This is a genomic window from Streptomyces venezuelae (assembly GCF_008642275.1).
In the GTDB taxonomy this organism is placed as follows: domain Bacteria; phylum Actinomycetota; class Actinomycetes; order Streptomycetales; family Streptomycetaceae; genus Streptomyces; species Streptomyces venezuelae_E.
The window spans coordinates 7,038,622-7,063,603 of sequence record NZ_CP029189.1 but is presented as its reverse complement, the minus strand read 5'-3'; the positions used below and the strand labels follow the sequence as shown (position 1 = coordinate 7,063,603).

18 protein-coding genes and 1 pseudogene are annotated in these 24,982 nt (G+C 70.4%); 11 read left to right on the top strand and 8 right to left on the bottom strand.

What is annotated here, in order from left to right:
• Positions 1-308: 308 nt before the first annotated feature.
• On the top strand, positions 309-869 hold the full coding sequence (locus tag DEJ51_RS31325) for a TetR/AcrR family transcriptional regulator (protein ID WP_150260994.1): 561 nt from the start codon (positions 309-311) through the stop codon (positions 867-869).
• A 52-nt stretch (positions 870-921) separates the two neighbouring features.
• Here the strand turns inward: DEJ51_RS31325 and ppk2 are convergent, their stop codons facing one another.
• Positions 922-1,716 (bottom strand): polyphosphate kinase 2, encoded by a 795-nt coding sequence (gene ppk2 / locus DEJ51_RS31320; RefSeq protein ID WP_150260993.1) that lies wholly within the window; start codon positions 1,714-1,716, stop codon positions 922-924.
• 176 nt (positions 1,717-1,892) lie between these two features.
• On the opposite strand from ppk2, the gene DEJ51_RS31315 reads away from it, so the two are divergent.
• On the top strand, positions 1,893-3,581 hold the full coding sequence (locus DEJ51_RS31315; protein WP_150262265.1) for a GAF domain-containing sensor histidine kinase: 1,689 nt from the start codon (positions 1,893-1,895) through the stop codon (positions 3,579-3,581).
• A 61-nt stretch (positions 3,582-3,642) separates the two neighbouring features.
• Here the strand turns inward: DEJ51_RS31315 and DEJ51_RS31310 are convergent.
• Both DEJ51_RS31310 and DEJ51_RS31305 read right to left on the bottom strand, forming a co-directional pair.
• Positions 3,643-4,107: pseudogene (locus tag DEJ51_RS31310) on the bottom strand (pyridoxamine 5'-phosphate oxidase family protein); the annotation flags it as partial.
• A 97-nt stretch (positions 4,108-4,204) separates the two neighbouring features.
• Positions 4,205-4,531, bottom strand: a complete 327-nt coding sequence (locus tag DEJ51_RS31305; RefSeq protein ID WP_150260991.1) for an STAS domain-containing protein — start codon at positions 4,529-4,531, stop codon at positions 4,205-4,207.
• A 267-nt stretch (positions 4,532-4,798) separates the two neighbouring features.
• Between DEJ51_RS31305 and DEJ51_RS31300 the strand changes: the two genes are divergently transcribed.
• Positions 4,799-5,509 (top strand): response regulator, encoded by a 711-nt coding sequence (locus DEJ51_RS31300; RefSeq protein ID WP_150260990.1) that lies wholly within the window; start codon positions 4,799-4,801, stop codon positions 5,507-5,509.
• Between the two features lie 268 nt (positions 5,510-5,777).
• Here DEJ51_RS31300 and DEJ51_RS31295 read toward each other — a convergent pair whose 3' ends face one another.
• From DEJ51_RS31295 to DEJ51_RS31285, 3 genes are all read right to left on the bottom strand, one after another.
• Complete coding sequence (locus tag DEJ51_RS31295; protein WP_223836058.1) at positions 5,778-6,443, bottom strand: peptidylprolyl isomerase; 666 nt, start codon at positions 6,441-6,443, stop codon at positions 5,778-5,780.
• A 294-nt stretch (positions 6,444-6,737) separates the two neighbouring features.
• Positions 6,738-8,675, bottom strand: coding sequence for an APC family permease (locus DEJ51_RS31290; RefSeq protein ID WP_150260988.1), 1,938 nt, complete (start codon positions 8,673-8,675; stop codon positions 6,738-6,740).
• 318 nt (positions 8,676-8,993) lie between these two features.
• Positions 8,994-10,877: an APC family permease gene (locus tag DEJ51_RS31285; RefSeq protein ID WP_150260987.1), complete on the bottom strand. Its 1,884-nt coding sequence runs from the start codon at positions 10,875-10,877 to the stop codon at positions 8,994-8,996.
• Positions 10,878-11,106: 229 nt separating this feature from the next.
• On the opposite strand from DEJ51_RS31285, the gene DEJ51_RS31280 reads away from it, so the two are divergent.
• The 8 genes from DEJ51_RS31280 to kdpF (DEJ51_RS31245) all read left to right on the top strand — a co-directional run bounded on the left by DEJ51_RS31280 (position 11,107) and on the right by kdpF (DEJ51_RS31245) (position 20,143).
• Positions 11,107-11,313 carry a hypothetical protein gene (locus DEJ51_RS31280; RefSeq protein ID WP_190620793.1) on the top strand — a complete coding sequence of 69 codons (207 nt, stop codon included), beginning with the start codon at positions 11,107-11,109 and terminating at the stop codon, positions 11,311-11,313.
• A 242-nt stretch (positions 11,314-11,555) separates the two neighbouring features.
• Positions 11,556-11,645 (top strand): K(+)-transporting ATPase subunit F, encoded by a 90-nt coding sequence (kdpF, locus tag DEJ51_RS31275; RefSeq protein ID WP_037884112.1) that lies wholly within the window; start codon positions 11,556-11,558, stop codon positions 11,643-11,645.
• A gap of 6 nt (positions 11,646-11,651) precedes the next feature.
• Entirely contained in the window at positions 11,652-13,316 is a 1,665-nt protein-coding gene (gene kdpA / locus DEJ51_RS31270) for a potassium-transporting ATPase subunit KdpA (protein WP_150260986.1), read from the top strand.
• A complete protein-coding gene (kdpB, locus tag DEJ51_RS31265; protein ID WP_150260985.1) occupies positions 13,313-15,418 on the top strand; it encodes a potassium-transporting ATPase subunit KdpB in 2,106 nt (701 codons plus the stop codon). The genes kdpA and kdpB overlap by 4 nt, the downstream gene beginning before the upstream one ends.
• A gap of 6 nt (positions 15,419-15,424) precedes the next feature.
• Positions 15,425-16,141, top strand: coding sequence for a potassium-transporting ATPase subunit C (locus tag DEJ51_RS31260; RefSeq protein WP_150260984.1), 717 nt, complete (start codon positions 15,425-15,427; stop codon positions 16,139-16,141).
• A gap of 122 nt (positions 16,142-16,263) precedes the next feature.
• The gene (locus DEJ51_RS31255) at positions 16,264-16,953 is read left to right on the top strand and encodes a response regulator (RefSeq protein ID WP_150260983.1); all 690 of its coding nucleotides are present in this window, start codon (positions 16,264-16,266) and stop codon (positions 16,951-16,953) included.
• A gap of 54 nt (positions 16,954-17,007) precedes the next feature.
• On the top strand, positions 17,008-19,551 hold the full coding sequence (locus DEJ51_RS31250; RefSeq protein ID WP_150260982.1) for a sensor histidine kinase: 2,544 nt from the start codon (positions 17,008-17,010) through the stop codon (positions 19,549-19,551).
• A gap of 502 nt (positions 19,552-20,053) precedes the next feature.
• Positions 20,054-20,143 carry a K(+)-transporting ATPase subunit F gene (gene kdpF, locus DEJ51_RS31245; protein WP_150260981.1) on the top strand — a complete coding sequence of 30 codons (90 nt, stop codon included), beginning with the start codon at positions 20,054-20,056 and terminating at the stop codon, positions 20,141-20,143.
• A 997-nt stretch (positions 20,144-21,140) separates the two neighbouring features.
• Here the strand turns inward: kdpF (DEJ51_RS31245) and DEJ51_RS31230 are convergent.
• Together DEJ51_RS31230 and aspS are read right to left on the bottom strand one after the other, a co-directional pair.
• Positions 21,141-22,397, bottom strand: coding sequence for a beta-propeller fold lactonase family protein (locus tag DEJ51_RS31230; RefSeq protein ID WP_150260979.1), 1,257 nt, complete (start codon positions 22,395-22,397; stop codon positions 21,141-21,143).
• 767 nt (positions 22,398-23,164) lie between these two features.
• Positions 23,165-24,481, bottom strand: a complete 1,317-nt coding sequence (gene aspS, locus DEJ51_RS31220; protein WP_150260978.1) for an aspartate--tRNA(Asn) ligase — start codon at positions 24,479-24,481, stop codon at positions 23,165-23,167.
• Between the last annotated feature and the right edge of the window lie 501 nt (positions 24,482-24,982).

Here is a 24,982-nt window from a genome sequence, read left to right as displayed (position 1 = left end):
GCCTGGTACCCGCAAGGGCTTCACCCGCACCGAGCACACCGGCGGCGCCGACACCCACGCCGGCACCCGCGGCCGCCCCCATGAATCCGCGTCGGCTCATGGAGCGTAAGACCCTGTTGCTGTGCGTCATCCCGTACTCCCGGAAGATCCCGATCGGGCCATGCGACGGGTACGCCGCTCGCGTCGGACGCGAGCCCCGGAGGCCCTCGATCGAGGACCGTACCTCCCCGATGCCCTTAAGGCAATCATTTAGCTTTAGCGCGTCATCTCGTGCCATGAAGCTACGGATTTGCTTTAACCTTGGCCCCATGAGCCCAAAACCCATGGTTCGCCCCGGCGGTCGCAGCGCCCGGGTGCAGGAGGCGGTCCATGCCGCAGTGCGCGAGCTCCAGGCGGAGGCGGGCCGCTCGGCGCTGACCGTCCCTCTCGTCGCCGCCCGCGCCGGCGTCACCCCGTCCACCATCTACCGCCGCTGGGGCGACCTGCAGGAACTGCTGTCCGACGTGGCCGTCGAGCACCTGCGTCCGGACACTGCGCCGGAGGAACTGGGATCGCTGTCGGCGGAGCTGGAGAACTGGGCCGAGCAGTTCCTCGAGGAGATGGCCTCCCCGGCAGGCCAGTCCTACGTCCGCGACGCCCTCCTGGGCGATCCGGACGGTACGAACGCCGGCCAGTGCTCCACGTACGCGGCGGACCAGATCCGCGTCATCCTCGACCGGGCCGCGGAGCGCGGCGAAGCCGCTCCGGACGTCGAGAAGGTCCTCGACCAGGTCGTCGCACCGATGATGTACCGCATCCTCTTCCGGCCCGGCGGCCTCGACTCCGCGTACGCGCACCGCCTCGTACGGGAGGCCCTGGAGGGCTACTGACGGCTGCGCGAGCGGCGAGCGGCGTCACCGGGCGGCCCCGGCCCGCGGCGGCTCAGTCCTTCCGGAGTGTGGCCGCGTGATCGGGCACGAGGGTCTGCAGTTCCCTGGGAGGCCTCTCGTATCCCGTCGACGGGGGCCTGGCCGGCAGGACGGGCTCAGGCACGGCCACGTCCTCGTAGGGGATCGAGGACAACAGGTGGGCGATCATGTTGAGTCGCGCGCTGCGCTTGTCGTCGCTCCCGACCACGTACCAGGGGGCGTCGGCCGTGTCCGTGTGCACCAGCATCTCGTCCTTGGCCCGCGAGTACGCCTCCCAGCGGGTGAGGGACTCCAGGTCCATCGGGGAGAGCTTCCATCGCCGCAGCGGATCCTGCGCCCGGCGCCGGAACCGCTCCTCCTGGACCGCGTCGCTGACGGAGAACCAGTACTTGCGGAGCAGGATCCCGTCCTCCACCAGCATCCGCTCGAAGACCGGGCACTGCCGGAGGAAGAGCTGGTGTTCCGCGGGCGTGCAGAAGCCCATGACGTGCTCGACTCCGGCACGGTTGTACCAGCTGCGGTCGAACAGGACGATCTCGCCCGCGGCCGGCAGGTGCTCGACGTAGCGCTGGAAGTACCACTGCGTGCGCTGCCGCTCCGTAGGCGTCGGAAGGGCCGCGATGCGGGCCACGCGGGGGTTGAGGTGCTCGGCGACCCGTTTGATCGTGCCTCCCTTGCCCGCCGCGTCCCGCCCCTCGAAGACGACGACCAGCCGGGCCCCCTGGACGCGCACCCATTCCTGGACCTTGATCAGCTCCGTCTGCAGTCGCAGCAGCTCCGCCTCGTAGACCGCCTTGCCGAGTCCCATGTCCGTACCTGCCGATCGTCGCCGGGCGCTTCGGTCCAGTCAGTCACGGCAGGCGTCCGCACGCAACGACGCCCTCCGGGCCCCGGCGTGTCGATACGCTGGCCGCTTGGCGTGCCATCGGGTGGGCGGAGGAGCAGGGCGTGGGTGTGGGGGATCCGTTGACGCAGGTGCCGAGGATGCGGCTCGACGAGTTGCTGGACGAGCTCCAGGTACGCATCGACGAGGTGCGCGGCACGCGCGACCGGGTGCACAGCCTGCTGGAGGCCGTCGTCTCGGTGGGACGGGAGCTGGACCTCGCCCAGGTGCTCCGGCGCATCGTGGAGGCGGCCGCGCTGCTGGTGGACGCCGAGTACGGCGCCCTCGGCGTGATCGGTCCCGACGGGCGCAGGCTCGCGCAGTTCCTGACCGTGGGCCTCACCGACGCGGAGATCGCCGACATCGGTCCGCTGCCGGCCGGCCACGGCCTGCTCGGTGAGGTCATCCACCATCCGGAGCCGCTGCGCCTGACCGATCTCGGAGCGCACTCCTCCTCCCACGGGTTCCCGGCCCATCACCCGCCGATGCGCACCTTCCTCGGCGTGCCGATCCGGGTTCGTGACGAGGTGTTCGGGAACCTCTACCTGACCGACAAGCGGGGCGGCGTCGACTTCGACACCGAGGACGAGACCGTGATCTCCACCCTCTCGGTGGCGGCAGGCGTGGCGATCGACAACGCACGGCTCTACGAGGGGGCGCAGCGCCAGCAGCGCTGGCTCAGGGCGAATGCGGAGATCACCGAGAGCCTGCTGTCCGGGAGTTCGCGCCCGGCGGTACTGGAACTCATCGCCCGGCGCGCCCAGGAGATCACCGCGGCGCGGCTCGCGCACATCGCCGTTCCGGTGGACGGTGTGGACGGCCTGGTGGTGGAGTTCGCGGCCGGAGCGGACCGGGCCGCGTGGCAGGACCTCGTCGTCCCGTTCGAGGGGACGCTCTCCGGGGCCGCGCACCGCGCGGGCAGGCCCGTCACGACCCTGCAGGCCTCGGACGACGGTCGCTACGCGGCCGAGGCCGGAATGCGGGGACGGGCGGGGCTGGGACCGGCCGTGGCGGTTCCGCTCGGCACCGGAGGCGGGGCCGGCCGGGGGGTGCTGCTGCTGTCGCGCTCTCCTGGAGATCCGGCCTTCGGCGAGGGTGAGCTGGAGCCGCTCGTCGCCTTCGCGGGTCAGGCCGCGATCGCCCTGGAGCTGGCGGAACGCCGCCGGGACGCCGAGCAGATAGCCCTGCTGGAGGAGCGCGACCGGATCGCCCGCGACCTGCACGACCTGGCCATCCAGCGGCTGTTCGCCACCGGCATGACCCTGCAGAGCGCCGCCCGGCTCGTCGAACACGAGGGGGCTGCCGAGCGGGTCGGCCGGGCGGTCGAGGACCTGGACGAGACGATCAAGATCATCCGATCGACGATCTTCGGGCTCCGCACCCGGGACCGGGAGGGCGAGCCCGGGCTGCGGGCCCGTGCCGCCCGGGCCGTCGGCGACGCGGCCGCCTCCCTCGGCCATCCGCCGCTCCTGAGCATGGAGGGACTCCTCGACACCGACGTACCCGCGCAGATCGCCGACCACGTGGTGGCGGCGCTGGGCGAGCTCCTCAGCAACGCGGCACGCCACGCCCGGGCGACCCGGGTCGGGGTGTCCCTCAGGGCCGGGCAGGGCGAGATCGTACTGACCGTCTCGGACAACGGAACGGGCATTCCCCCGCAGGGGCGCAGGAGCGGACTGCGCAACCTCGACGAGCGGGCCCGCGGGGTGGGCGGTACCTTCACCGCCGAGACTCCCGAGGAGGGCGGCAGCAGGCTCGTGTGGCGGGCGCCGCTTCCCCGCAGCAGCTGAGGGGCGACGACACGGGGGCGGGTCGGCCGCAGACCGCCGGGGCGGGCGACGGTGCGGGCGCGGGGGCGGCCTCCAGCCGGATTCCCGTGACGAGATCCGCGTGGATCCGCAGGGCGCTGGTCGTCGGAGGTACCACCCAGGGGCGGAGCAGGTCCGCGTACCGGTCGGCGTCCCGGGCGTCGGCGACCCGCCGCGCGTAGCCGGTGACGACGACGCTCCAGCCGAGGTGGGTGTCGGGGTCGATGGCGTCCGCTTCGTACGCCACCACGACACCGGGGGCTTCGGCGGGCGCGGCCAAGGAGGCGAGGGCCCCGCCGTCGTGGATCCGGATGACGATGTCCCCGCCCTCGACGAGGTGGTTCACGGGTCGGACGGCGGGCAGCGCGTGCTGGGTGAAGACGATGCGGCCCAGGGACACCGTGGCGAGGAGCCCGAGGGACTCCGCCCTGTCCAGCTCCCGCATGTGCCGGGGAGCCGTGGCGGCGCCGGTCCGCCCGGCCGGTCGCCGTGTGCCCTGCTGGTCCATGATGCGTACCTTCGTCCGGCGCGGCTCGGTCGTCTGCGGTTTCCGGTCTCGCGGCGCCCCTCCCGGTCCACTGGTGCGACCGGGCCGAACGGTTCCTTCACGACACGGCGAACGTCAGCTCGCGGTCGGCGGCGAGCACCCGGATGGACTTGACCACCAGGGGCGGAACGTCGCACAGGAGGAGCCGCGTTCCCGCGGCCCGGCAGTGGCGGTCCAGACGGGTCAGGAGGTCGATGCCCGCGCTGTCGCAGAAGGAGAGCCCGCACAGGTCCAGGACGAGGCACCGGTGCCCGGATCCGGCGAGTTCCCGCAGACGCGGCCCCACCTGCCCGGCCGTGTGGAAGTCGAGCTCTCCGGCCAGGGCGACGCGCAGACCGCGGTCGTCCCGGGCCACGGTCTTCAGGTCGATCAAAGCGGTCGTCATGGCGTCCTCCGCGCTGCGTGCGGCTCCGTCGAGTCGCGCCCTTCCCCGTGCGCCACCAGTCCATCCGGTGCCGCGCCCGTCCGGGAAGGTCCGGCAGGCCCTCGTGGCAGGGCCGAAGGTCCCTTTCCCGAGGGCCCGGCCGCTGCCCGTGGCCGGGAACCGCCGTCCCCTGAGGGCCGATCGGCCCTGTCCCTCCGGCCCGTCCGGGGGGAGGATGCCTGGGGTGTTCGTGCGTCCCGGGACGAACACAGGCGAAGGAGTTGCGTCATGACCGGCAGCAGTGCCCCCTCCCCCGCGACGGAACCGATCCGCGTCTTCCTCCTCGACGACCACGAGGTCGTACGCCGGGGAGTGCACGATCTGCTGGACGCCGAGCCCGACCTCACCGTGGTCGGCGAAGCGGGCACGGCCGAGCAGGCGCTGGTCCGCATCCCGGCGCTGCGTCCCCAGGTCGCGATCCTGGACGTGCGGCTCCAGGACGGGGACGGCGTGGGCGTGTGCCGTGAGCTGCGCTCGCAGATGCCGGAGCTGGCGTGCCTGATGCTCACGTCCTTCGACGACGAGGAGGCACTCCTGGACGCCGTGATGGCGGGGGCCTCCGGATACGTTCTGAAGCAGATCACCGGAACCGACCTGGTGACCGCCGTCCGGACGGTGGCCGCCGGCCAGTCGATGCTCGACCCGGGGGCCACCGCCCGGCTGATGGCACGCATGCGCGGAGACGCGCCCCGGCAGGAGCAGCGGGCACCGGGGCTGCCCGGCTTCACGGACCGGGAGAAGGAGATCCTCCTGATGGTCAGCGAGGGGCTCACCAACCGGGAGATCGGCAAGCGGCTGTACCTGGCGGAGAAGACCGTGAAGAACATCATCTCGCGGCTGTTCGTCAAGCTCGGGGTGGAACGACGCGTCCAGGCCGCCGTGATCGCCAGCCACGCCCTGACCCCGCCCGGCCGCCAGCCGTCTGCGGCGGCGGAGTAGCGACGGCCCAGGGCGCGACGGGGGAGGCCGCCTCCCGCGCCGACCACGCGGTCACGGTCGCACGATCGGCGGGGCGTTCACCGACACCTCGGTCCCCGTCCACCCGTGGCGAGGGGCCCCGGGCGAGGCGGGCGTCGACGTGTCCGCGCCGGAATCCGCGGGGGCGGGTGATCCGCCGCCCCCGCGGATCACCCGCCCGTGATCGGCCCGAGGCGGGCGCCGCCGGAGCAGGCGCCCGGCCGCCACCTGCGAGCCACGTCGCGGAGCGTCAGTGCTCGCAGGACTGCCGGACACGGAACAGCTCGGTCCGCAGCACGGGGGTGCCGTCGACCGGCGCCGGGTCCTCCGCGGTCGGCTCGATACCTCCGGCGGCGGTCTTGTCGAGTGTCGTCAGGCCGTCGGCGCCGACCGTGCCGAACACCGTGTAGTTCGGCCGCAGCGCGGAGTCTCCGTAGACGACGAAGAACTGCGAACCGTTCGTGTCCGGACCGGCGTTGGCCATCGCCAGCAGGCCACGCCCGTAGAGGCGGCGGGTGCCGGTCGGATCGGTCGGTGCCGGGGGCAGGTCCACCGGCAGCTCGTCCTTGTACTTGTACCCGGGCCCGCCCTCACCGGTTCCGGTCGGGTCACCGCACTGCAGGACCTTCAGCGTCGGATACGCCGTCAGACGGTGGCACACCGTGCGGTCGTAGAACCCGTGCCGGGCCAGGTGCAGGAAACTCTGCACCGTGCACGGCGCCTTGGCCCGGTCCAAGTGCAGCGGGAGGGGGCCCTGGCTGGTCGGAACGGCCATGTCCACCGTGCCACGGCTGGGGGTGCGCCGCGGGTCGGGCGGCAGCGGAACACGGCGCGCGGGCGGTTCGTCCGGGGTCTGCGTGTACTGGCAAGGACCGTGCGTGGTGCGCGGCGGAGCGCCGTCGGAAGCGGTGGCCACACCTCCCCCGGACACGACTAACGCCAAAGCCGCGAATGTGCTGATCAGTGCTCGCTTCATCTTGCACGCCCTCCCGATGATCGCCAGGTCCTGGAGCGGTCGCAGTCTAGGGCGTGGTGCGGTCGGTGGGAGTGGCACTTCCGGCCGATCGGCGTGGGCCCGGTCCCCTGCTCCAGGAGACACGTGACACCGGCCATCGGGTCCACCGCGCCACCCCGCCGAACGGGGAGCGAGACCGCGATCTTCTGCAGTGCCTGACCAACTGCGAAGGCGGGGAATGCCCGTGCGCGCCCGTCAGCCGGCGTGCACGTGCGGGCGGCGGCTGCGGTCCGGTTCGGCCTCGCGGATGACCTCGCGGGTGACCGGGGCGACCTCGCCCTGGCCGAAGAGGAAGAAGCGGAAGAAGTTGGCCATCGGGTTGCCTTCCGTCCACTCGAAGTAGATGTGGGGCCGCTGGCCGGTCTCGTCGCGGACGTGGAGGAGGAGGGCGGCCAGCGCGTTGGGGATGCTGGAGCTCTCCAGGGTCAGGACGCGGTAGCGGCCGTGCAGGACCTCGCCGCGTACGCGCATCCCGGACTCGAATTCGGACGCGTCCAGGACCGTGACCTCGACGAACATCACGTCGTCCTCGGCCGGGATGTCGTTGTCCGCGCGGATCTGCGCCTTCTTCTGCCGGTACTCCTCCAGGTCCCGGTTGTCGGGCTCGTTGGCGATGAACCGGATCGTGCGGTTGGCGGTGTCACGGATGAACCGCTGCGCCATGTCGTCGAACTCGATGTGCGTGACGCGCAGCTCGAAGACGCGGGCCAGGCGGGAGAGCAGGGAGAGCGCCATGATGCCGCCGATGAAGCAGGCACCGATCTTCACACCGTCCGGGCGCTCCACGACGTTGACGGCCGTGGTGTAGATGAAGACGGCGGAGATGATCCCGAAGCCGATGGTCCAGCCGCGCTCCCCGGCACGGCGGGCCGCGATGGTCACGGCTACCGCCGCCGAGGTGATCAGGACCAGGACACCGGTGGCGTAGGCGCCGCCCTGCGCGTCGACGTCGGCGTCGAAGAGCCAGGTCACGAGGAACGCGACGAGGGTGAACACGATGACCATCGGGCGCAGGGCGCGGGCCCACTGCGGGGCCATGCCGTAGCGGGGCAGGTAGCGCGGCATCAGGTTGAGCAGGCCCGCCATCGCCGAGGACCCCGCGAACCACAGGATCAGGATCGTGGAGATGTCGTAGACGGTGCCGAAGGCGGAGCCCAGGTACTCGTGGGCCAGGTACGCGAGGGCGCGGCCGTTGGCCTCGCCGCCGGGCTCGAACTGGGCGGCCGGGATGAGCAGCGTGGTGATCAGGCTGGAGCAGATCAGGAAGACGCTCATGATCACGGCAGCCGTGGTCAGCAGCTTCTTGGCGCCGCGGATCCGCCCGGCGGGCTTCTCCTCGGTGTCGTCGGGGTCACCCTTCACGTGCGGCATGACCGCCACACCGGTCTCGAACCCGGACAGGCCCAGTGCGAGCTTCGGGAACACGACGAGTGCGATGGCGATCATCATGAACACGTTGCCGTGCTCCGCGGTCAGCGCGGCCGTCCAGTCCGTGATGACCTGCGGTGCGGTGAACACGTGCCACAGCCCGACCGCCACCACCACGACGTTCAGGCCGAGGTAGGTGCCCACGAGGACCACGGCGACGCCGATGGCCTCGCTGAACCCCTTGAGGAAGACGCCGCCGAGCAGCGCGATCAGGATCAGGGTGATCAGGACCTCGTGGCCGTGGAGGGTACTGGTGAGGTGCGGGTTCTCCACCATGTGCGCGGTCGCGTCCGCGGCGGAGAGGGTGATGGTGATGAGGAAGTCGGTGGCCGCGAACCCGAGCAGGGTCAGGACGAAGAGCTTGCCCTTCCAGAAGGAGAGGAGCTTCTCCAGCATGGCGATGGAGCCCTCGCCGTGCGGGCTCTCCTCGGCCACCCGCCGGTAGACGGGCAGGGCGCCGAAGAGGGTCAGCAGGACGAGCACGATGGTCGCCAGCGGCGAGAGCAGACCGGCCGCGAGGAAGGCGATGCCGGGCTGGTAGCCGAGGGTGGAGAAGTAGTCCAGACCCGTCAGGCACATCACCCGCCACCAGGGCCGGCCGTGCGGCTGGGCCGCCGCCTCCTTGGCAGCGGGCGAACTGTTCTCGGCGGTCAAGCCTTCCAGCATCCACGCGCGCAGGCGCGAGGAGCGGGCAGGGGTGGCCATCGTGGGGCGCTCCCGTCGTGCAGCGTGGATTCGGCCATCGGAGTCGACGGCTGGGCCAGCGTACGCAGCGAGAACGCAGCCAATACGTCTATAGCCTCGTCTGACGGAATCCTGACGCCCTCTTAACGCCTTTCCTCCTGGTGGCGTAGCACAGCCCCGCGCTCTGGCGGCAGAGCCCACCCGCCGGGTGGTGCCGGCAGCAGCCAGCCCTCCTCCTGGCCGAAGCGGGCCGACGGCCCGCTCGACGACACCGTCCCGGCGCGGCGCCCGATCACCATGCGGGCGCACGAGACCCGTCGAACAGCCGTCAGAGGGGCGTCAACGTGCCTCGGCCGTGACGCGGAAGCGGAGTCGGCAGATCACGGCGTCGGTGTCGCGGCGGACCGCGTGGGCGACGACGGAGCCGCGCTGGTTCTGCAGCAGCCGCTGCCAGAGGCGGGCGGGTTCGGTCTCCGGGATCAGGACGGTCACCTGCGCGTCCTGATGGGTCTGCGCCAGCTTCCGTACGTACGCCGACAGGGGGCGGCCGAGCGATCGGGTCTGAGGGGCGAGCTCGATCAGCTCGACGCCGGGCTTCCACAGCTCCCAGTCGCGCCGCAGGGCTTCGGCCGCTTCACGGTCCTCGGGAGACGGGTGGGTGACGGTCACGGCGAGGACCTCGTCGCCCAGTGAGCGGGCGGCCGTGAGCGCCTGGCTGGTCAGGCGGGACAGACCGGAGACGGGCACCACGACCAGCGAGCGGGACCGGCGCGGTGCCTGCGGGATCCGGCCGAGCTCCAGGCGTTCGCCGATCTCGGCGTACGCCCGGTGGACGCGTCCGAAGCCGAGGACGAGCAGCGGCAGCGCGACGACGATCAGCCAGGCGCCCTCGGTGAACTTGGTGGCGGTGACCACGAGGGCCGAGACGCCGGTCAGCAGGGCGCCGAAGCCGTTGAGGGCCGCCTTCGCCCGCCAGCCGCGCGGCCGTTCCCCGTACCAGTGCCGGACCATGCCGAGCTGGCAGATGGTGAAGCCGACGAAGACGCCGATGGCGAAGAGCGGGACGAGGGTGTTGGTGTCGCCGCCGGAGAAGACGAGCAGGAGCGCGGAGACCAGGGCCAGCCAGACCACGCCGTGGCGGTGGACCTGGCGGTCGGCCTTGAGGGCGAAGACGTGCGGCAGGTGGTTGTCCCGGGCGAGCAGGCTCATCAGCACGGGCAGTCCGCCGAAGGAGGTGTTCGCGGCGAGCGCGAGCAGCACCATCGTGGCGAACTGGACCACGTAGAAAGCGGCGTTGTGGCCGAAGGAGGCGTCCGCGAGCTGGGCGAGGACGGTGACGCCCTCGACGGGCTGGAGGTGGAAGCGCCCGATGAGGACCGACAGGCCGATCAGCATCACGCCCAGGAGCGCGCCGAGCGCGACCTCGGTGCGCTGGGCCCGGCGAGCGGCCGGAGCCCGGAAGGAGGGAACGGCGTTGGCGACGGCCTCGACCCCGGTCAGGGCGGAGCAGCCGGCGGCGAAGGCCTTCAGCAGCAGCAGCGCGCCGACGGTGGTCGCGCCCTCGCCGAGGGCGGTGGCGTGCCCGGCGGCGGACGCGGTGCTGACGGGACCGCTGCGGAAGAGCCCGGCGACGACCATCGCGAGGATCGACCCGACGAACACTGCGGTCGGCACGAGGAACGCCTTGGCGGACTCCACGACACCGCGCAGGTTCACCGCGGTGACCAGGAGGAGGACGCCCAGGCAGATCCACACCCGCTCCCCGTACAGCTCGGGGAAGGCCGAGGTGAGGGCGGCCACGCCGGCCGTGACGGACACGGCGACGTTCAGGACGTAGTCCAGGATCAGGGAGGCCGCCGCGACCAGGCTCGTGCGCCGGCCCAGGTGCCGTCTGGCGACCGCGTACGAGCCGCCGCCGTCCGGGAACGCGGCGATCACCTGCCGGTACGAGGCCACCAGCACCGCGAGCAGCGCGGCGATCGCCAGGGTGACGGGAAGGGTGAAGCCCAGGCCGTGGGCACCGGCCGCGGCCAGGACGAGCACGATCGACTCCGGCCCGTAGGCCACGGACGCCATCGCGTCCAGGGACAGCGCGGCCAGCCCCTGGAGGGCGGTCAGCCGGTGGCGGTCGCCGTCCGCCGGTGTCCTCACACCGGTATCAGGAGGATCCTCCGTGCCCGGGGCCCGTCCTGCCGCGCTCGGCTTTCCCATGTCTATGGACATCTCTCGCTGTTCCTCCGTCGGACCAAAGTGAGGACAGCGTCCGAGCGCCATGGCCGGATCACCAGTGTTCTTGGCGTCATCCGTACGACCGCCACGCCAGTCTTCACGCGCCCTTGATGCCCGGGCGGGCCAGTCGTATGAGGGGTGTCAAGACCGCGCAGCGACGGGTGCTTCCCCTTCCGGCGGGGGGACACTTCATAGGGGCTTCACACCGCTGGCCCCCTTCCTCGTGGCGCTCGCGCTCGTGGCCGTCCGTACGGATCTTTCGGCGACGCACGCGGCGCTGGTCCTCGCCGTCGCGGTGGTGGCGCTTGCCGCCATCGGCACGCGGATCGCCGGAGCCGTCGCCGCGCCGTCGGCGGCCTTCACGCCGGCCGCGCAGGCCGCGCAGGCCGGCGCCGCCCTGGACACTGCCGGCCTGTCCCACCCGGGCTGACCGCGAGCCTTCTCCGTCCCTGCCCGTCAGGGTGGCGTCAAGAGTCCCCGTGCGCCCGTATGGACACCGTCAAGGCGTCTTAACGCCGGGATGAAGACACGGTTACCTCGTCATCGGCCATCTGGCCGATTCATTACTTCCCACTTCACTCAGGAGCTCGCGATGGCCGATCTGGCCTTCGTCGTCACCACGGTCGCGGTGTTCGCGCTGGTGGCTCTCATCGCCAAGGGGGTGACCAAGCTGTGAACGCCGAGAACATCGTCGGCCTCGTCGTGGCCGTCGCCCTGCTGGGCTACCTCGTCCTCGCCCTCGTCAAGCCGGAGAGGTTCTAGCCACAGATGAGTCCCGCTCTCGCTGGTGTGCTCCAGCTCCTCGCACTGATCGCCGCGCTCGCGCTGGCCTACCGCCCCCTGGGCGACTACATGGCCCGCGTCTACTCCTCCGAGAAGCACTACGAGCCGGAGAAGTGGATCTACAAGGCGATCGGCGCCAACCCCTCCGCCGAGATGCGCTGGCCCGCCTACCTGCGCGGCGTCCTCGCCTTCTCCGCAGTCAGCGTGCTCTTCCTCTACGGCCTCCAGCGCGCCCAGGGCGTCCTGCCCGGCTCGCTCGGCTTCGCCGCGATCGATCCCGACCAGGCGTTCAACACCGCCGCCTCGTTCGTGGCCAACACGAACTGGCAGTCGTACTACGGCGAGCAGGCCATGGGCCACGTCGTGCAGACCGGCGGCCTCGCGGTGCAGAACTTCGTCTCGGCCGCCGTCGGCATGGCCGTCGCCGTGGCCCTCGTACGGGGCTTCGCCCGCTCCCGCACCGGTGAACTCGGCAACTTCTGGGCCGACCTGGTACGCGGCACCGTCCGCATCCTCCTGCCCATCGCCGTCGTCGGCGCGATCGTCCTCGTCGCCTGCGGCGCGATCCAGAACTTCGCCGGGATCCACGAGGTCGGCCAGTTCACGGGCGGCACCCAGCAGTGGAACGGCGGGGCCGTGGCCTCCCAGGAGGTCATCAAGGAACTGGGAACGAACGGCGGCGGCTACTTCAACGCCAACTCCGCCCACCCCTTCGAGAACCCCACCCCGTTCTCCAACCTCTTCGAGATCTTCCTGATCCTCGTCATCCCGTTCGCGCTGACCCGTACCTTCGGCCGGATGGTCGGCAACCTGCGGCAGGGCTACGCGATCCTCGCGACGATGGCGACGATCTGGCTCGGCTTCACGGCACTGATGATGTGGACCGAGTTCTCGCACCACGGCCCGGCCTTCGAGGTCGCGGGCGGCGCGATGGAGGGCAAGGAGACCCGCTTCGGCGTCGGCGCCTCCGCGATCTTCTCGGTCGCCACGACACTGACCTCGACCGGCGCGGTCAACTCCTTCCACTCCTCCTACACCGGCCTCGGCGGCGGCATCCAGCTACTGGGCATGCAGCTCGGCGAGATCGCCCCCGGCGGTGTCGGCTCCGGCCTCTACGGCATGCTGGTCATGGCGATCATCGCGGTGTTCATCGCCGGTCTGATGGTCGGCCGCACCCCCGAGTACCTGGGCAAGAAGATCGGCACCCGCGAGATCAAGTTCGCGGCCTGCTACATCCTGATCACCCCGGCGCTGGTGCTGTGCTTCACGGCCGCGGCCATGGCCCTGCCGACTCCACCGCACTCGATGCTGAACTCCGGGGCGCACGGCTTCTCCGAGGTGCTGTACGCCTACACCTCGGGCGCCAACAACAACGGCTCCGCGTTCGCGGGCCTGAACGCGGACACCCAGTGGTTCAACTCCACGATCGGCATCGCCATGCTCCTGGGCCGCTTCCTGCCCATGGTGTTCGTCCTGGCGCTCGCCGGTTCGCTCGCCGAGCAGAAGCCCGTCCCCGAGACGGCGGGCACCCTCCGTACCGACAAGCCGCTCTACACCGGCCTCCTCGTCGGCACGATCCTCATCGTCACCGGTCTGACCTACTTCCCCGCCCTCGCGCTGGGGCCGCTCGCCGAAGGGCTCGCATCATGAGCACCGCCACTGAGACCCGTGCCCCGCACGAGGACCTGCCCACCGGCCACAAGCCGCCCGCCGGCCGCGTCGGCGGGGGCCTGTTCGACCCCAAGCAGCTGCTGAAGTCCTTCCCCGACGCGGTGCGCAAGCTCGACCCGCGCATCATGATCAAGTCGCCGGTCATGTTCGTGGTCCTCGTCGGCTCGGTCGTCACGACCGTGCTGGCCGTCAAGGACCCGACGGAGTGGTTCGGCTGGGCGATCACCGCCTGGCTGTGGCTGACCACGATCTTCGCCAACCTCGCCGAGGCCGTGGCCGAGGGCCGCGGCAAGGCCCAGGCGGACACCCTGCGCAGGGCCAAGACCGACTCCGTCGCCCGCCGCCTGACCACGGACGGCAGGGGCGAGGAACAGGTCCCGGGCACCGACCTGAAGATCGGCGACCTGGTGGTCTGCGAAGCCGGCGACACCATCCCCGGCGACGGTGACGTCGTCGAAGGCGTGGCCTCGGTCGACGAGTCGGCGATCACTGGCGAGTCCGCCCCGGTGATCCGGGAGTCCGGCGGCGACCGCAGCGCGGTGACCGGCGGAACGAAGGTCCTCTCCGACCGGATCGTCGTCAAGATCACGACGAAGCCGGGCGAGACGTTCATCGACCGCATGATCGCCCTGGTGGAGGGCGCGGCCCGGCAGAAGACGCCGAACGAGATCGCGCTGAACATCCTCCTCGCGTCCCTGACGATCGTCTTCCTCCTGGCCGTCGTCACCCTCCAGCCGTTCGCGATCTACGCGGGCGCCGAGCAGTCGATGATCGTGCTGACGGCCCTGCTGGTGTGCCTGATCCCGACCACGATCGGCGCGCTGCTCTCCGCCATCGGCATCGCCGGCATGGACCGCCTCGTGCAGCGCAACGTCCTGGCCATGTCCGGCCGGGCCGTCGAAGCCGCGGGCGACGTCTCCACCCTCCTGCTCGACAAGACGGGCACCATCACCCTCGGCAACCGCCAGGCCTCCGAGTTCGTACCGGTCAAGGGGACGACGGAGGCCGAGCTGGCGGACGCCGCCCAGCTGTCCTCCCTCGCGGACGAGACCCCCGAGGGCCGTTCCATCGTCGTCCTGGCGAAGGAGAAGTACGGGCTGCGCGAGCGCCACCAGGGCCAGCTCTCGCACGCCGAGTGGATCGCCTTCACCGCCCAGACCCGTATGTCGGGTGTGGACGTGGACGGCAAGCAGACCCGCAAGGGCGCGGCCGGATCGGTGATCACCTGGGTCAGGGAGCAGGGCGGCCAGGTCTCCGACGACGCCGACCTGCTCGCCAACCGCATCTCCGGGGCCGGCGGCACCCCGCTGCTGGTGGCCGTCAAGGACGGGAAGGGCGCCCGTGTCCTGGGCGTCATCCACCTGAAGGACGTGGTCAAGGAGGGCATGCGCGAGCGGTTCGACGAGCTGCGGCGCATGGGCATCAAGACCGTCATGATCACCGGTGACAACCCGCTGACGGCCAAGGCCATCGCCGAAGAGGCCGGTGTCGACGACTTCCTCGCCGAGGCAACGCCCGAGGACAAGATGGCGCTCATCAAGCGGGAGCAGGCCGGCGGGAAGCTCGTCGCGATGACGGGCGACGGCACCAACGACGCCCCCGCACTGGCGCAGGCCGACGTGGGCGTCGCCATGAACACGGGCACCTCGGCCGCCAAGGAGGCCGGGAACATGGTGGACCTGGACTCCAACCCCACCAAACTCATCGAGATCGTCGAGATCGGCAAGCAGCTCCTCATCACCCGGGGCGCCCTCACGACCTTCTCCATCGCCAACGACGTCGCCAAGTACTTCGCGATCATCCCGGCGATGTTCGCGGTGGTCTACCCGGGCCTCGACAAGCTCAACGTCATGGGCCTGCACTCCCCCGAGTCGGCGATCCTCTCCGCGGTCGTCTTCAACGCGCTGATCATCATCGCCCTCGTCCCGCTCGCCCTCAAGGGCGTGCAGTACAAGCCGACCAGCGCCGACAGGATGCTCCGCCGCAATCTGGGGCTGTACGGGGTCGGCGGTCTGATCGCCCCCTTCATCGGCATCAAGCTCATCGACCTCCTCATCTCCCTCATCCCCGGAATCGGCTGATCTGCGATGAACAACTCTGTAGGCAACACGGCGCGTCTGATCGGCGCGGGCCTGCGGGCCCTGCTCGTCCTGACGGTGATCTGCGGGGTCCTCTACCCGCTGGCCGTCACGGGCATCGCCCAGGCCCTGTTCAACGACAAGGCCAACGGTTCCGAGATCAAGGACAAGAGCGGCCGGGTCGTCGGCTCCTCCCTCATCGGACAGACGTACAACCTGCCGAAGAAGGATCCGAACGACCCCGAAGAGGCGGCGAAGCCGGACCTGAAGTGGTTCCAGCCCCGCCCGTCCAACGGCCTGGGCACCAACAGCGTCAACACCCGGTACTCCCTCATCCTCTCCGGTGCCACCAACCGCTCCGCCGACAACGGCGCCGTGCACGGCCAGTGCACCAAGGAGGCCGCGGAAGGCACCCTCTGCGCCCAGGTCATCGCCGCGAAGGAAGCCGTCATCACCGACAACTCCACGCCCGGCCACACGGTCGAGCCGCAGGACGTCCCGGCCGACGCCGTCACCTCGTCCGGCTCCGGCCTCGACCCGAACATCTCGCCGGAGTACGCCAAGCTCCAGATCCACCGGGTCGCCGAACGGAACGAGCTCGACGTCAAGCAGGTCGAGAAGCTCGTCGCCGACCACACCACCGGCCGGACCCTCGGCTTCATGGGCGAACCCCGCGTCAACGTGCTCGAACTCAACACCGCCCTCAAGGCACTGACCAAGAGCTGATGTCGCCCCTCGCACGGACCGGGAGCCGGCAGGACGCGGACCACTCGCGCCCTGCCGGCTCCTTACCGTCCTGACCGTCCTGACCGTCCTGCTGTTCCCAACGAAGGAAAGGCTGCACACCAATGACCCGGGTGCTGGTGGTGGAGGACGATCCCCAGCTCGTCCGCGCACTGAGGATCAACCTCCAGGCGCGCAAGTTCGAGGTCGAAGAGGCTCCGGACGGAGGCTCGGCCCTGCGGCTCGCGGCCGCGCGCAAGCCGGACGTCATCGTCCTGGACCTCGGGCTGCCCGACATGGACGGCGTCGACGTGATCAGGAGCGTGCGCGGCTGGAGTCGGGTGCCCATCCTGGTGCTGTCCGCCCGCCACACCTCGGAGGACAAGATCCGCGCGCTGGACGCGGGCGCGGACGACTACGTGACGAAGCCCTTCAGCATGGACGAGCTCCTGGCGCGTCTGCGGGCGGCCGCCCGCAGACGGGAGCCGGCCGGCTCCTCGCGGGCCGACGAGGTTGCCGTGGTCACGACCGACGAGTTCACCGTCGACCTGGTCGCGAAGAAGGTGTACCGCGGCGAACGCACGGTACGGCTCACTCCCACCGAGTGGCACCTGCTGGAAATCCTCATCACCCACCCGGGCCGCCTGATCACCCAGAGCCGACTGCTGCTGGAGGTCTGGGGCCCGACCTACGGGGAGAACGCCAACTACCTGCGCGTCTACATGGCCCAGCTCCGGCGCAAGCTGGAACCGGACCCGTCGCACCCGCGGTACCTGATCACCGAACCGGGTATGGGGTACCGCTTCGAACCCTGATCCCCACCCGACCGTCCGATCGTCCGATCGTCGACCAAGAAGAAGAGTCTGAACATGGGACGCGGCAAGCTCCGCATCTACCTCGGCGCGGCACCGGGCGTCGGCAAGACGTACGCCATGCTGTCCGAGGCGCACCGCCGGGTCGAGCGGGGCACCGACTGCGTCGTCGGCTTCGTCGAGCACCACAGCAGGCCGCGGACCGAGGTGATGCTGCACGGCCTCGAACTCGTCGAGCGGCGCGAGATCGAGTACCGGGGCTCGGCCTTCACCGAGATGGACGTGGACGCGATCCTCGCGCGCCGCCCGGCTGTCGCGCTGGTGGACGAGCTGGCCCACACCAACGTGCCCGGCTCGCGCAACGCCAAGCGCTGGCAGGACGTCGAGGAACTCCTCCAGGCCGGCATCGACGTCATCTCCACCGTCAACATCCAGCACCTCGAATCCCTCGGTGACGTGGTCGAGACGATCACCGGGGTCCGCCAGCGCGAGACCGTCCCCGACGAGGTCGCACGCCGGGCCGACCAGATCGAGCTCGTCGACATGTCCCCGCAGGCCCTGCGCCGCCGCATGGCCCACGGCAACGTCTACAAGCCGGACAAGGTCGACGCGGCCCTCTCGAACTACTTCCGGCCCGGGAACCTGACCGCGCTGCGGGAGCTCGCGCTGCTCTGGGTGGCCGACCGGGTCGACGAGTACCTCCAGGAGTACCGCGGCGAGCACAACATCCGTTCCACCTGGCAGGCCCGGGAGCGCATCGTCGTCGGCCTCACCGGCGGGCCCGAGGGCCGCACCCTGATCCGCCGTGCCGCCCGCCTCGCCGAGAAGGGAGCCGGAGGCGAGGTGCTCGCCGTCTACATCGCCGCCAGCGACGGCCTCACCTCCGCGTCGCCCAAGGAACTCGCCGTCCAGCGGACCCTGGTCGAGGACCTCGGCGGCACCTTCCACCACGTCATAGGCGACGACATCCCGGACGCGCTGCTGGAGTTCGCCCGCGGCTGCAACGCCACCCAGATCGTCCTCGGCGTCAGCCGGAGACGATCCTGGCAGTACGCCTTCAGCCCGGGCGTCAGCGCGACCGTCGCCCGCGAGTCGGGCCCCGACCTCGACGTCCACATCGTCACCCACGACGAGGCCGCCAAGGGCCGCCGCCTGCCCGTCACCCGCGGCGCCCGGCTCGGCCGCCCCCGCGTCATCTGGGGCTGGATCACCGGCATCGCCGGCCCCGCCCTGCTCACCGTGCTGCTGAACCAGCTCGTGCCCGACCTCGGCCTCGCCAACGACATGCTGCTCTTCCTCACCTGCACGGTGGCGGCGGCTCTGCTCGGCGGACTGCTCCCCGCCCTGGCCTCGGCGGCGTTCGGGTCCCTCCTCCTGAACTACTACTTCACCCCGCCGCTGCACGAGTTCACGATCTCCGACCCCAAGAACATCGTCGCCATCGCGATCTTCGTCGGCGTGGCCGTCTCCGTCGCCTCCGTGGTCGACCTCGCCGCCCGCCGCACCCACCAGGCCGCCCGCCTGCGCGCCGAATCCGAGATCCTCTCCTTCCTCGCGGGCAGCGTCCTGCGCGGCGAAGACTCCCTGGACGCCCTGCTGGAGCGACTCCGCGAGACCTTCGCCATGCAGTCGGTGGTCCTCCTGGAACGCACCAGCGAGGTCGACCCCTGGACCACGGCCGCCTCGGTCGGCACCGGCACGGTCGCCCGCCCCGAGGACGCGGACGTGGACCTGCCCATCGGCGACACCATGGCGCTCGCCCTCACCGGCCGGGTCCTGCCCGCCGAGGACCGCCGCGTCCTCGGCGCCTTCGCCGCCCAGGCGGCCGTCGTGCTCGACCGCCAACGCCTCGTCGACGAGGCGGAGAAGTCGCGCGAGCTCGCCGAGGCCAACCGCATCCGCACCGCCCTGCTCGCCGCCGTCAGCCACGACCTGCGCACCCCGCTGGCCGGTATCAAGGCCTCCGTATCCTCCCTGCGCTCCGACGACGTCGAGTGGTCCGAGGAGGACAAGGCCGAACTGCTCGAAGGCATCGAGGACGGTGCCGACCGCCTCGGCGCCCTGATCGGCAACCTGCTCGACATGTCACGCCTCAACACCGGCACCGTCGTCCCCCTCATCCGGGAAACCGGCCTCGACGAGGTGGTGCCGATGGCGCTGGGCGGCGTACCCGAGGACAGCGTCGAACTCGACATCCCCGAAACGCTCCCGATGATCGCCGTGGACCGGGGCCTGCTGGAACGGGCGGTCGCCAACATCGTCGAGAACGCCGTCAAGTACAGCCCCGGCGGACAGCCCGTCATCGTCTCCGCGAGCGCCCTGGGAAGCCGCGTCGAGCTCAGGGTCGTCGACCGCGGACCCGGCGTCCCCGACGAGGCGAAGGACCGTATCTTCGAACCCTTCCAGCGCCACGGCGACGCCCCGCGCGGAGCCGGCGTCGGCCTCGGCCTCGCGGTCGCCCGCGGCTTCACCGAGGCCATCGGGGGAACCCTCACCGCCGAGGACACCCCGGGCGGCGGTCTCACGATGGTCATCACCCTCCCCACAGCGGGCGACGGCCCCCCGGTGTCGCCGGAGCTCCCGACGTCTGCCGTCACATGAAGTCGAAGTGACCGGCACCACCACTCGGTCCGCCATGTACGGGATGGCGGCCGAAGCACGCGAGCCGTCCGGCCCCGGTGTCCCCACCGGAGAGCCGGACGGCCCATGTGTGGTGCGACGGGTGACCGACACGCGGTCGCACAGGTCCGTACCCCCACGGTGGGACCATGCGCGTCTTCGGGGGTGTTCAGGTCACCGCCCGATGGCCGCATGCCGCCGGTCCGTCGTCCGGCTCCGTCGCCACACCAGTCTGCGCCCGGCCGATGGCTCTGACAGCACCCTTTGACGGGTTCCTTCCGCATGGAAGCCGATCTTTGACACGGCCCTGATGGAGGCGAATCAGAAGGTCGTCAAGGAGCCCACCGGGCACGTGCCTCCGCATCATCGATGCACCGTCAAAGTCCCGCCCCGGAACCGTCAGGAGCGCATCAGGGGCGTTCCCAGGGCGGCTCAGCTGCTGTTCGCTGGTCAGGTCGAGGACGCGCGGAGGAGTCGGGTGCGGGTGAGCACGGAGAACATCGTCGGCATCATCATTGCGGTCAGCTTGATCGGGTACCTGGTCCTGGCGTACCTCTTCCCCGAGAGGTTCTGAACGTGACGACCGTGGACGGGTCGGGGCCGGCAGCGGTGACCGAGCCGGTCCTGCGAACCGAGAGATTCAAGGTCTTCCTGCGCGCGGCTCCCTCCGTCGGCACGACGTACCGGATGCTCGACGAGGCGCACCACCGGGCTGGAGGCGCTCCTCCTGCCCGAGCACGGCTACCGGGGTGGCACGTACGCGGAGTTGGACCGCGCGGCAGCCAGCTGGGCCGGGCTGGTCACGGATCCCTGACAGGCAGGGAACACAGGCCGCGGTCCATGATGCGGCCCCGGTTGGCGTGCCGCCTCGAAGTACGCCGGCTGGTGGTCGTCAAAGCCGCTCCCGCCCGTGGTTTCGTGCCGCCAGTGCGCCGCACGGCCGGCAGCACGTGGTCGTGCCGGCCGTGCGGTGCGGCAGCCCGCGCGGGGCCAGGTGCCGCTACGGGGCCGCGGGGATCAAGACGGGCTGGCCCGTGACCACGAGGGTGAAAACGCTTCCGGGGGGACCGGGAGGGCCCGCAGGTCCGGCTACTCCCTGGGGTCCGGCGGGACCGGCTGATCCCGGGGTGCCGGCCGGGCCGGGGACCCCAGGAGCGCCCTGGGCTCCCGGAGGACCGGGTGCTCCAGCCGGTCCGGGAGGTCCAGGAGGTCCGGGAGGTCCGGGAGGTCCGGGAGGAAACGGAGGCTCGCCGGGGTGGGGGTCGCACGACTCGGCCCATGGCCGCCCCTCGGCGCATTCGTCGTGCTGCGGAGGCGGATTCACCGTCAGGTACTGCGCGTCCGACGGATCCTGCGGGATGGCGGCGGCTGCGGGTGCCGCGAAACCGGCACCCGTGAGGGCGAGCGAGACAACCGCTCCGGCGACCCATCCGGTCCGGCGCGGCGGACCGCTCCGCCGCGTTGCTGCTGTGCTTTCAGACGGCATGCACTTACTCCTGATCATTGTCCGCTGGAGGTGGACCCGGCGCCCGAGGGCGGTCGGCGGCTGCCTTCGGGCCGTCGCGAGGCCGTCATGGCGCGGCACAGACGACGTACGGGGTGAGGGTGACGTCGTCCCGCGTCCTGTTCTGCCCGTTCACCTCCCAGTCGTTGGTGCCGGGTACCGGCCTGCTGACGAGCTGATCCGGTGCGGGACCGATGGATCCGAAGCCGCCGCCCGTCAGCACGCTGCCGGCCGGGCAGGACACCTTCGAGGTCCCCGGCACCGAGCCCAGGTCGATTCCGATGGGCGCGCCTTCGGGGCTGTCGAAGGTCGCCGAGACGGAGTTGGTGGCGAGGTCGATGACCGACACCCCTTGCGTGCCGTTGGGGTGGCTGACGTACAGCCGGGCGCCGGTGGGGGAAACCGCCATCTCCGCGGGATCCCCGGTGGTGGGGATCGACGTGACGACACTGTTCGTGGCGGCATCGATGACCGCCACCCGGGCGTTGTTCCGGTCGGCGACGTAGACGCGCTTTCCGTCCAGCGAGACCTTCACGCCGTCCAGCCCCTGGTTGACCGGAATCGGCACCACGACCGTGTTGGTGGCGGTGTCGATGACCGACACCTCGCCCGAGTTGTTCTCGGTGACGTAGACACGTGCGCCGCTCGGCGAGACGGCCACCTTTCGCGGTGCGCTCGGTCCGACGTCCACCGTCGTGATGAGCGTCATGGTGGCGGAGTCGATCACTGCCACCACACCTGCGCCCCGGTAGGCGACGTAGAGGCGTTTCCCGTCCGGGGACACCGCCAGCCCGTTGGGGAGCGTGTCCTCCCCCGTCTCGAGGGTGCCCACGACGGCATCGGTGGCGGTGTTGATCGCCACCACGCGGTTGGCCAGTCCGTTCCCCTCCACGGTGACATAGGCGCGACGGTCGTCCGGCGAGATGGCCACACTCTCCGGAGTGCCGTTCCCCGTGGGGATTTCGGCCACCACGGTATTGGTGAGGGCGTCGATCGCCGAGACGGCGCCCGAGTCCCGCTCCGTCACGTAGACCTTCTTGCCGTTTCGGGTGGCGGCGACCTGCAGGGGCCCGCTGAACGCTCCGGTGTCGATGCTCGTCACGAGGGCGTTGGTGGCGGTGTCGAACACCTCGACCTTGTTCTGGCCCGTGTTGGCGACGTATGCGTACGTGCCGGGTGCGGCAGGAGCCGCCAGCGCGACGGACGGCGCCAGAACGGCTGCGGCAGCGAGTACCGTGCACGATGCTTTCCGAACGCCGTGCTTCGACACGTACCCCCGGACGCTCCCCACACGCGGATTCTCGCGAACGGCGAAGTGCTGCATGGATCCTCCTCGAACGACCCGATCAGGGAGTGTCCCTGTTCGAGCTCCTTCGGGCCAAGTTCAACAGCCAGGCCTCGGGGCGGTCCGTCGACGTGTACAGGGCTGACCGAACACAGCACCGGACAAGGCCACCGGCCTAGACGGGTAGGTCCGAAGTCTTTGCGCGCATGAAGCGAGGGTCTCGTTGGTTCGTTTGTCACGACGCACCTGGAGACCCACGCGACAGCACTGCACGTGAGGATCGATGACTTACTGACGCAAACGCGGCGGGCAGCGCGTCCTCCGAGACTCGGATGCCGAGCTGTTGACGCTCGCGGTGGTGCAGGCCGCCCTCGGCTCCGTCTCCGAGGCCAGATGACGTCCTGGCCCGCGTCGGGCAACGCATCCTGGCCCTGACGGCGGCAATCTGGCACAACCGAGCCAACGGAACACCGATCGCCTACGACACTGACCAGTACTTCGGACCTACTCGTCTAGGAGCGCACCCGCCTGAGCTTGATCACATCCGGGTCCGGATCTCTTGTTTTCGTAGATCGGACGTTCACCGTGGATCTTCCACTGCATCGCTGCGGACCCTCTCGATCGGCTTCCAGCATCGCGGAACCAGGTTGAAATAAAGTCTGGTTCGGGCCATTTCACGTCACAGTGACGAATATGGCCAGGGTCCTGCAGGGCTGTAATCCCTCTCGGGGCGCACCGGTACTGAGCAAACCACTGCTGTCCCACCGCCAGACAGGCGGTGGGACAGCGGCGCGTCTACCCCTGGCTCAGGGGGTGAGGCGGTTCGGTCCCCGGAACAGGAACGCGGCCTCGCGGATCGAGTCCAGGCCGAGCATGACCATCAGGATCCGGCCCAGGCCGGCCCCGAGTCCGCCGTGCGGCGGGCAGCCGAAGCGGAAGATGTTCATGTAGTCCTGCATCGGCCCGGTGTCCATCCCCTTCTCCTCGGCCTGCCCGAGCAGCACGTCGGAGCGGTGCTCGCGCTGGGCCCCCGTGGTGATCTCCAGGCCCTTCCAGAGCAGGTCGAAGCTGAGCGTGAGGTCCGGCCGGTCTGCCGGACGCATGTGGTAAAAGGGCCGGATACTGGCCGGGTAGTGCGTGAGGAACACGAACTCGTGCCCGGTCTGCTCCTTCATATGTGCGGCGATCGCGCGCTCACCTTCCGGGTCCAGGTCCTCCTTGACGCCTTCGGGGTCCCAGCCGCCGGCCCGCAGGATCTCCTGAGCCTCGGCCATCGTGACCCTGGGGAACGGGGCCTCCGGCACGACGACCTCGATGCCGAAGACCTCCCGGATCGCCTCACCGTGGACCTCTGCGACCTTCGCGATAGCGTGGGCGAGCATCCGCTCCTCGAACGCCATCACGTCCTCGACGTCGTCGATCCACGACAGCTCGACGTCCACGCCCGTGAACTCGGTCGCGTGCCGGGAGGTGAACGACGGCTCGGCCCGGAAGACGGGCCCGATCTCGAAGACGCGGTCGATGCCGGCCGCCACGGCCATCTGCTTGTAGAACTGCGGAGACTGCGCGAGGTAGGCCGACCGGTCGAAGTACCCGAGCTTGAACACCTCCGCGCCGGACTCCGAGGCGGTCCCCATCAGCTTCGGCGTGTGCATCTCCGTGCAGCCGTTCGCCATGGCGTACTCGCGCAGCCCCTGCTCCAGGGTCGTCTGCACGGCGAACACCATCTGCGCCGTGGCCCGCTTGCGCACGTCGAGGAACCGCCAGTCGAGCCGGTGCTCGGGGCCGGTGTGCTCGTCGATCGGCAGCGGCGTTTCCGCCCGGTTCAGCACCTCGACCGACTCAGGAACGAGCTCCAGGCCGCCCAGCTTGACCTGAGCCGCGTCCACGACGCGGCCGGTGATCCGGACGGCGGACTCGGGGGTGAGGGACTCCAGGACGGCTTCGAGCGGGCCGCCGTCGCGCTTGTGGGTCACCTGGACCATGCCGGAGTGGTCCCGCAGGATGACGAACTGCATCGTGCGCTGCAGCCGCAGGGCGTTCACCCAGCCGGATACGGTGACGGTCTGGTCGAGGTGCGCGCGTAGCTCGGAAGCCAGTACGCGGCTAATGGTGTGGATCATCGCAGCCCTCCAGGGGCGTCGTCATGATCCCTTGGAAGCGTGGGCGAGAAGGGGACTCGCGGTGCCACCACGCCTTTGCCACCGCCGGACAGCGGCGGCCTCATTCAGCCCGATGACGGGGGCGAACCGGCGGGGCATTGGGCCCGAAGGCCTTTCCTCCCCGCGCTCGGGAGGGTCTTCACCATGGGTGCGAGTCCGCCTTCACAGCTACCGGCGGCTCTCTCTGCTCGCGTGACCCATGGCTACTCGTCTCCGTCGACGCGTTGGGAAGAGGGTATGGATACGTTCAGGCACGACGCAACGGAAAACATCGAGACACGCTCCTGAAACTCCTGCCCCGGGGCCGCCCCCTGCGGCTCTCGCTCACCGTCCGCGCCACCGATGCCCACGCCGAAGCCATAAATAATGCCGGCGCACCCCGCACGGGGAACTCGTCCGTGGACCCTGAACTCTCAGCCGTACCCGTGCCCGTACCGTTCCGCCGCGTCAACTGGGCGGCCG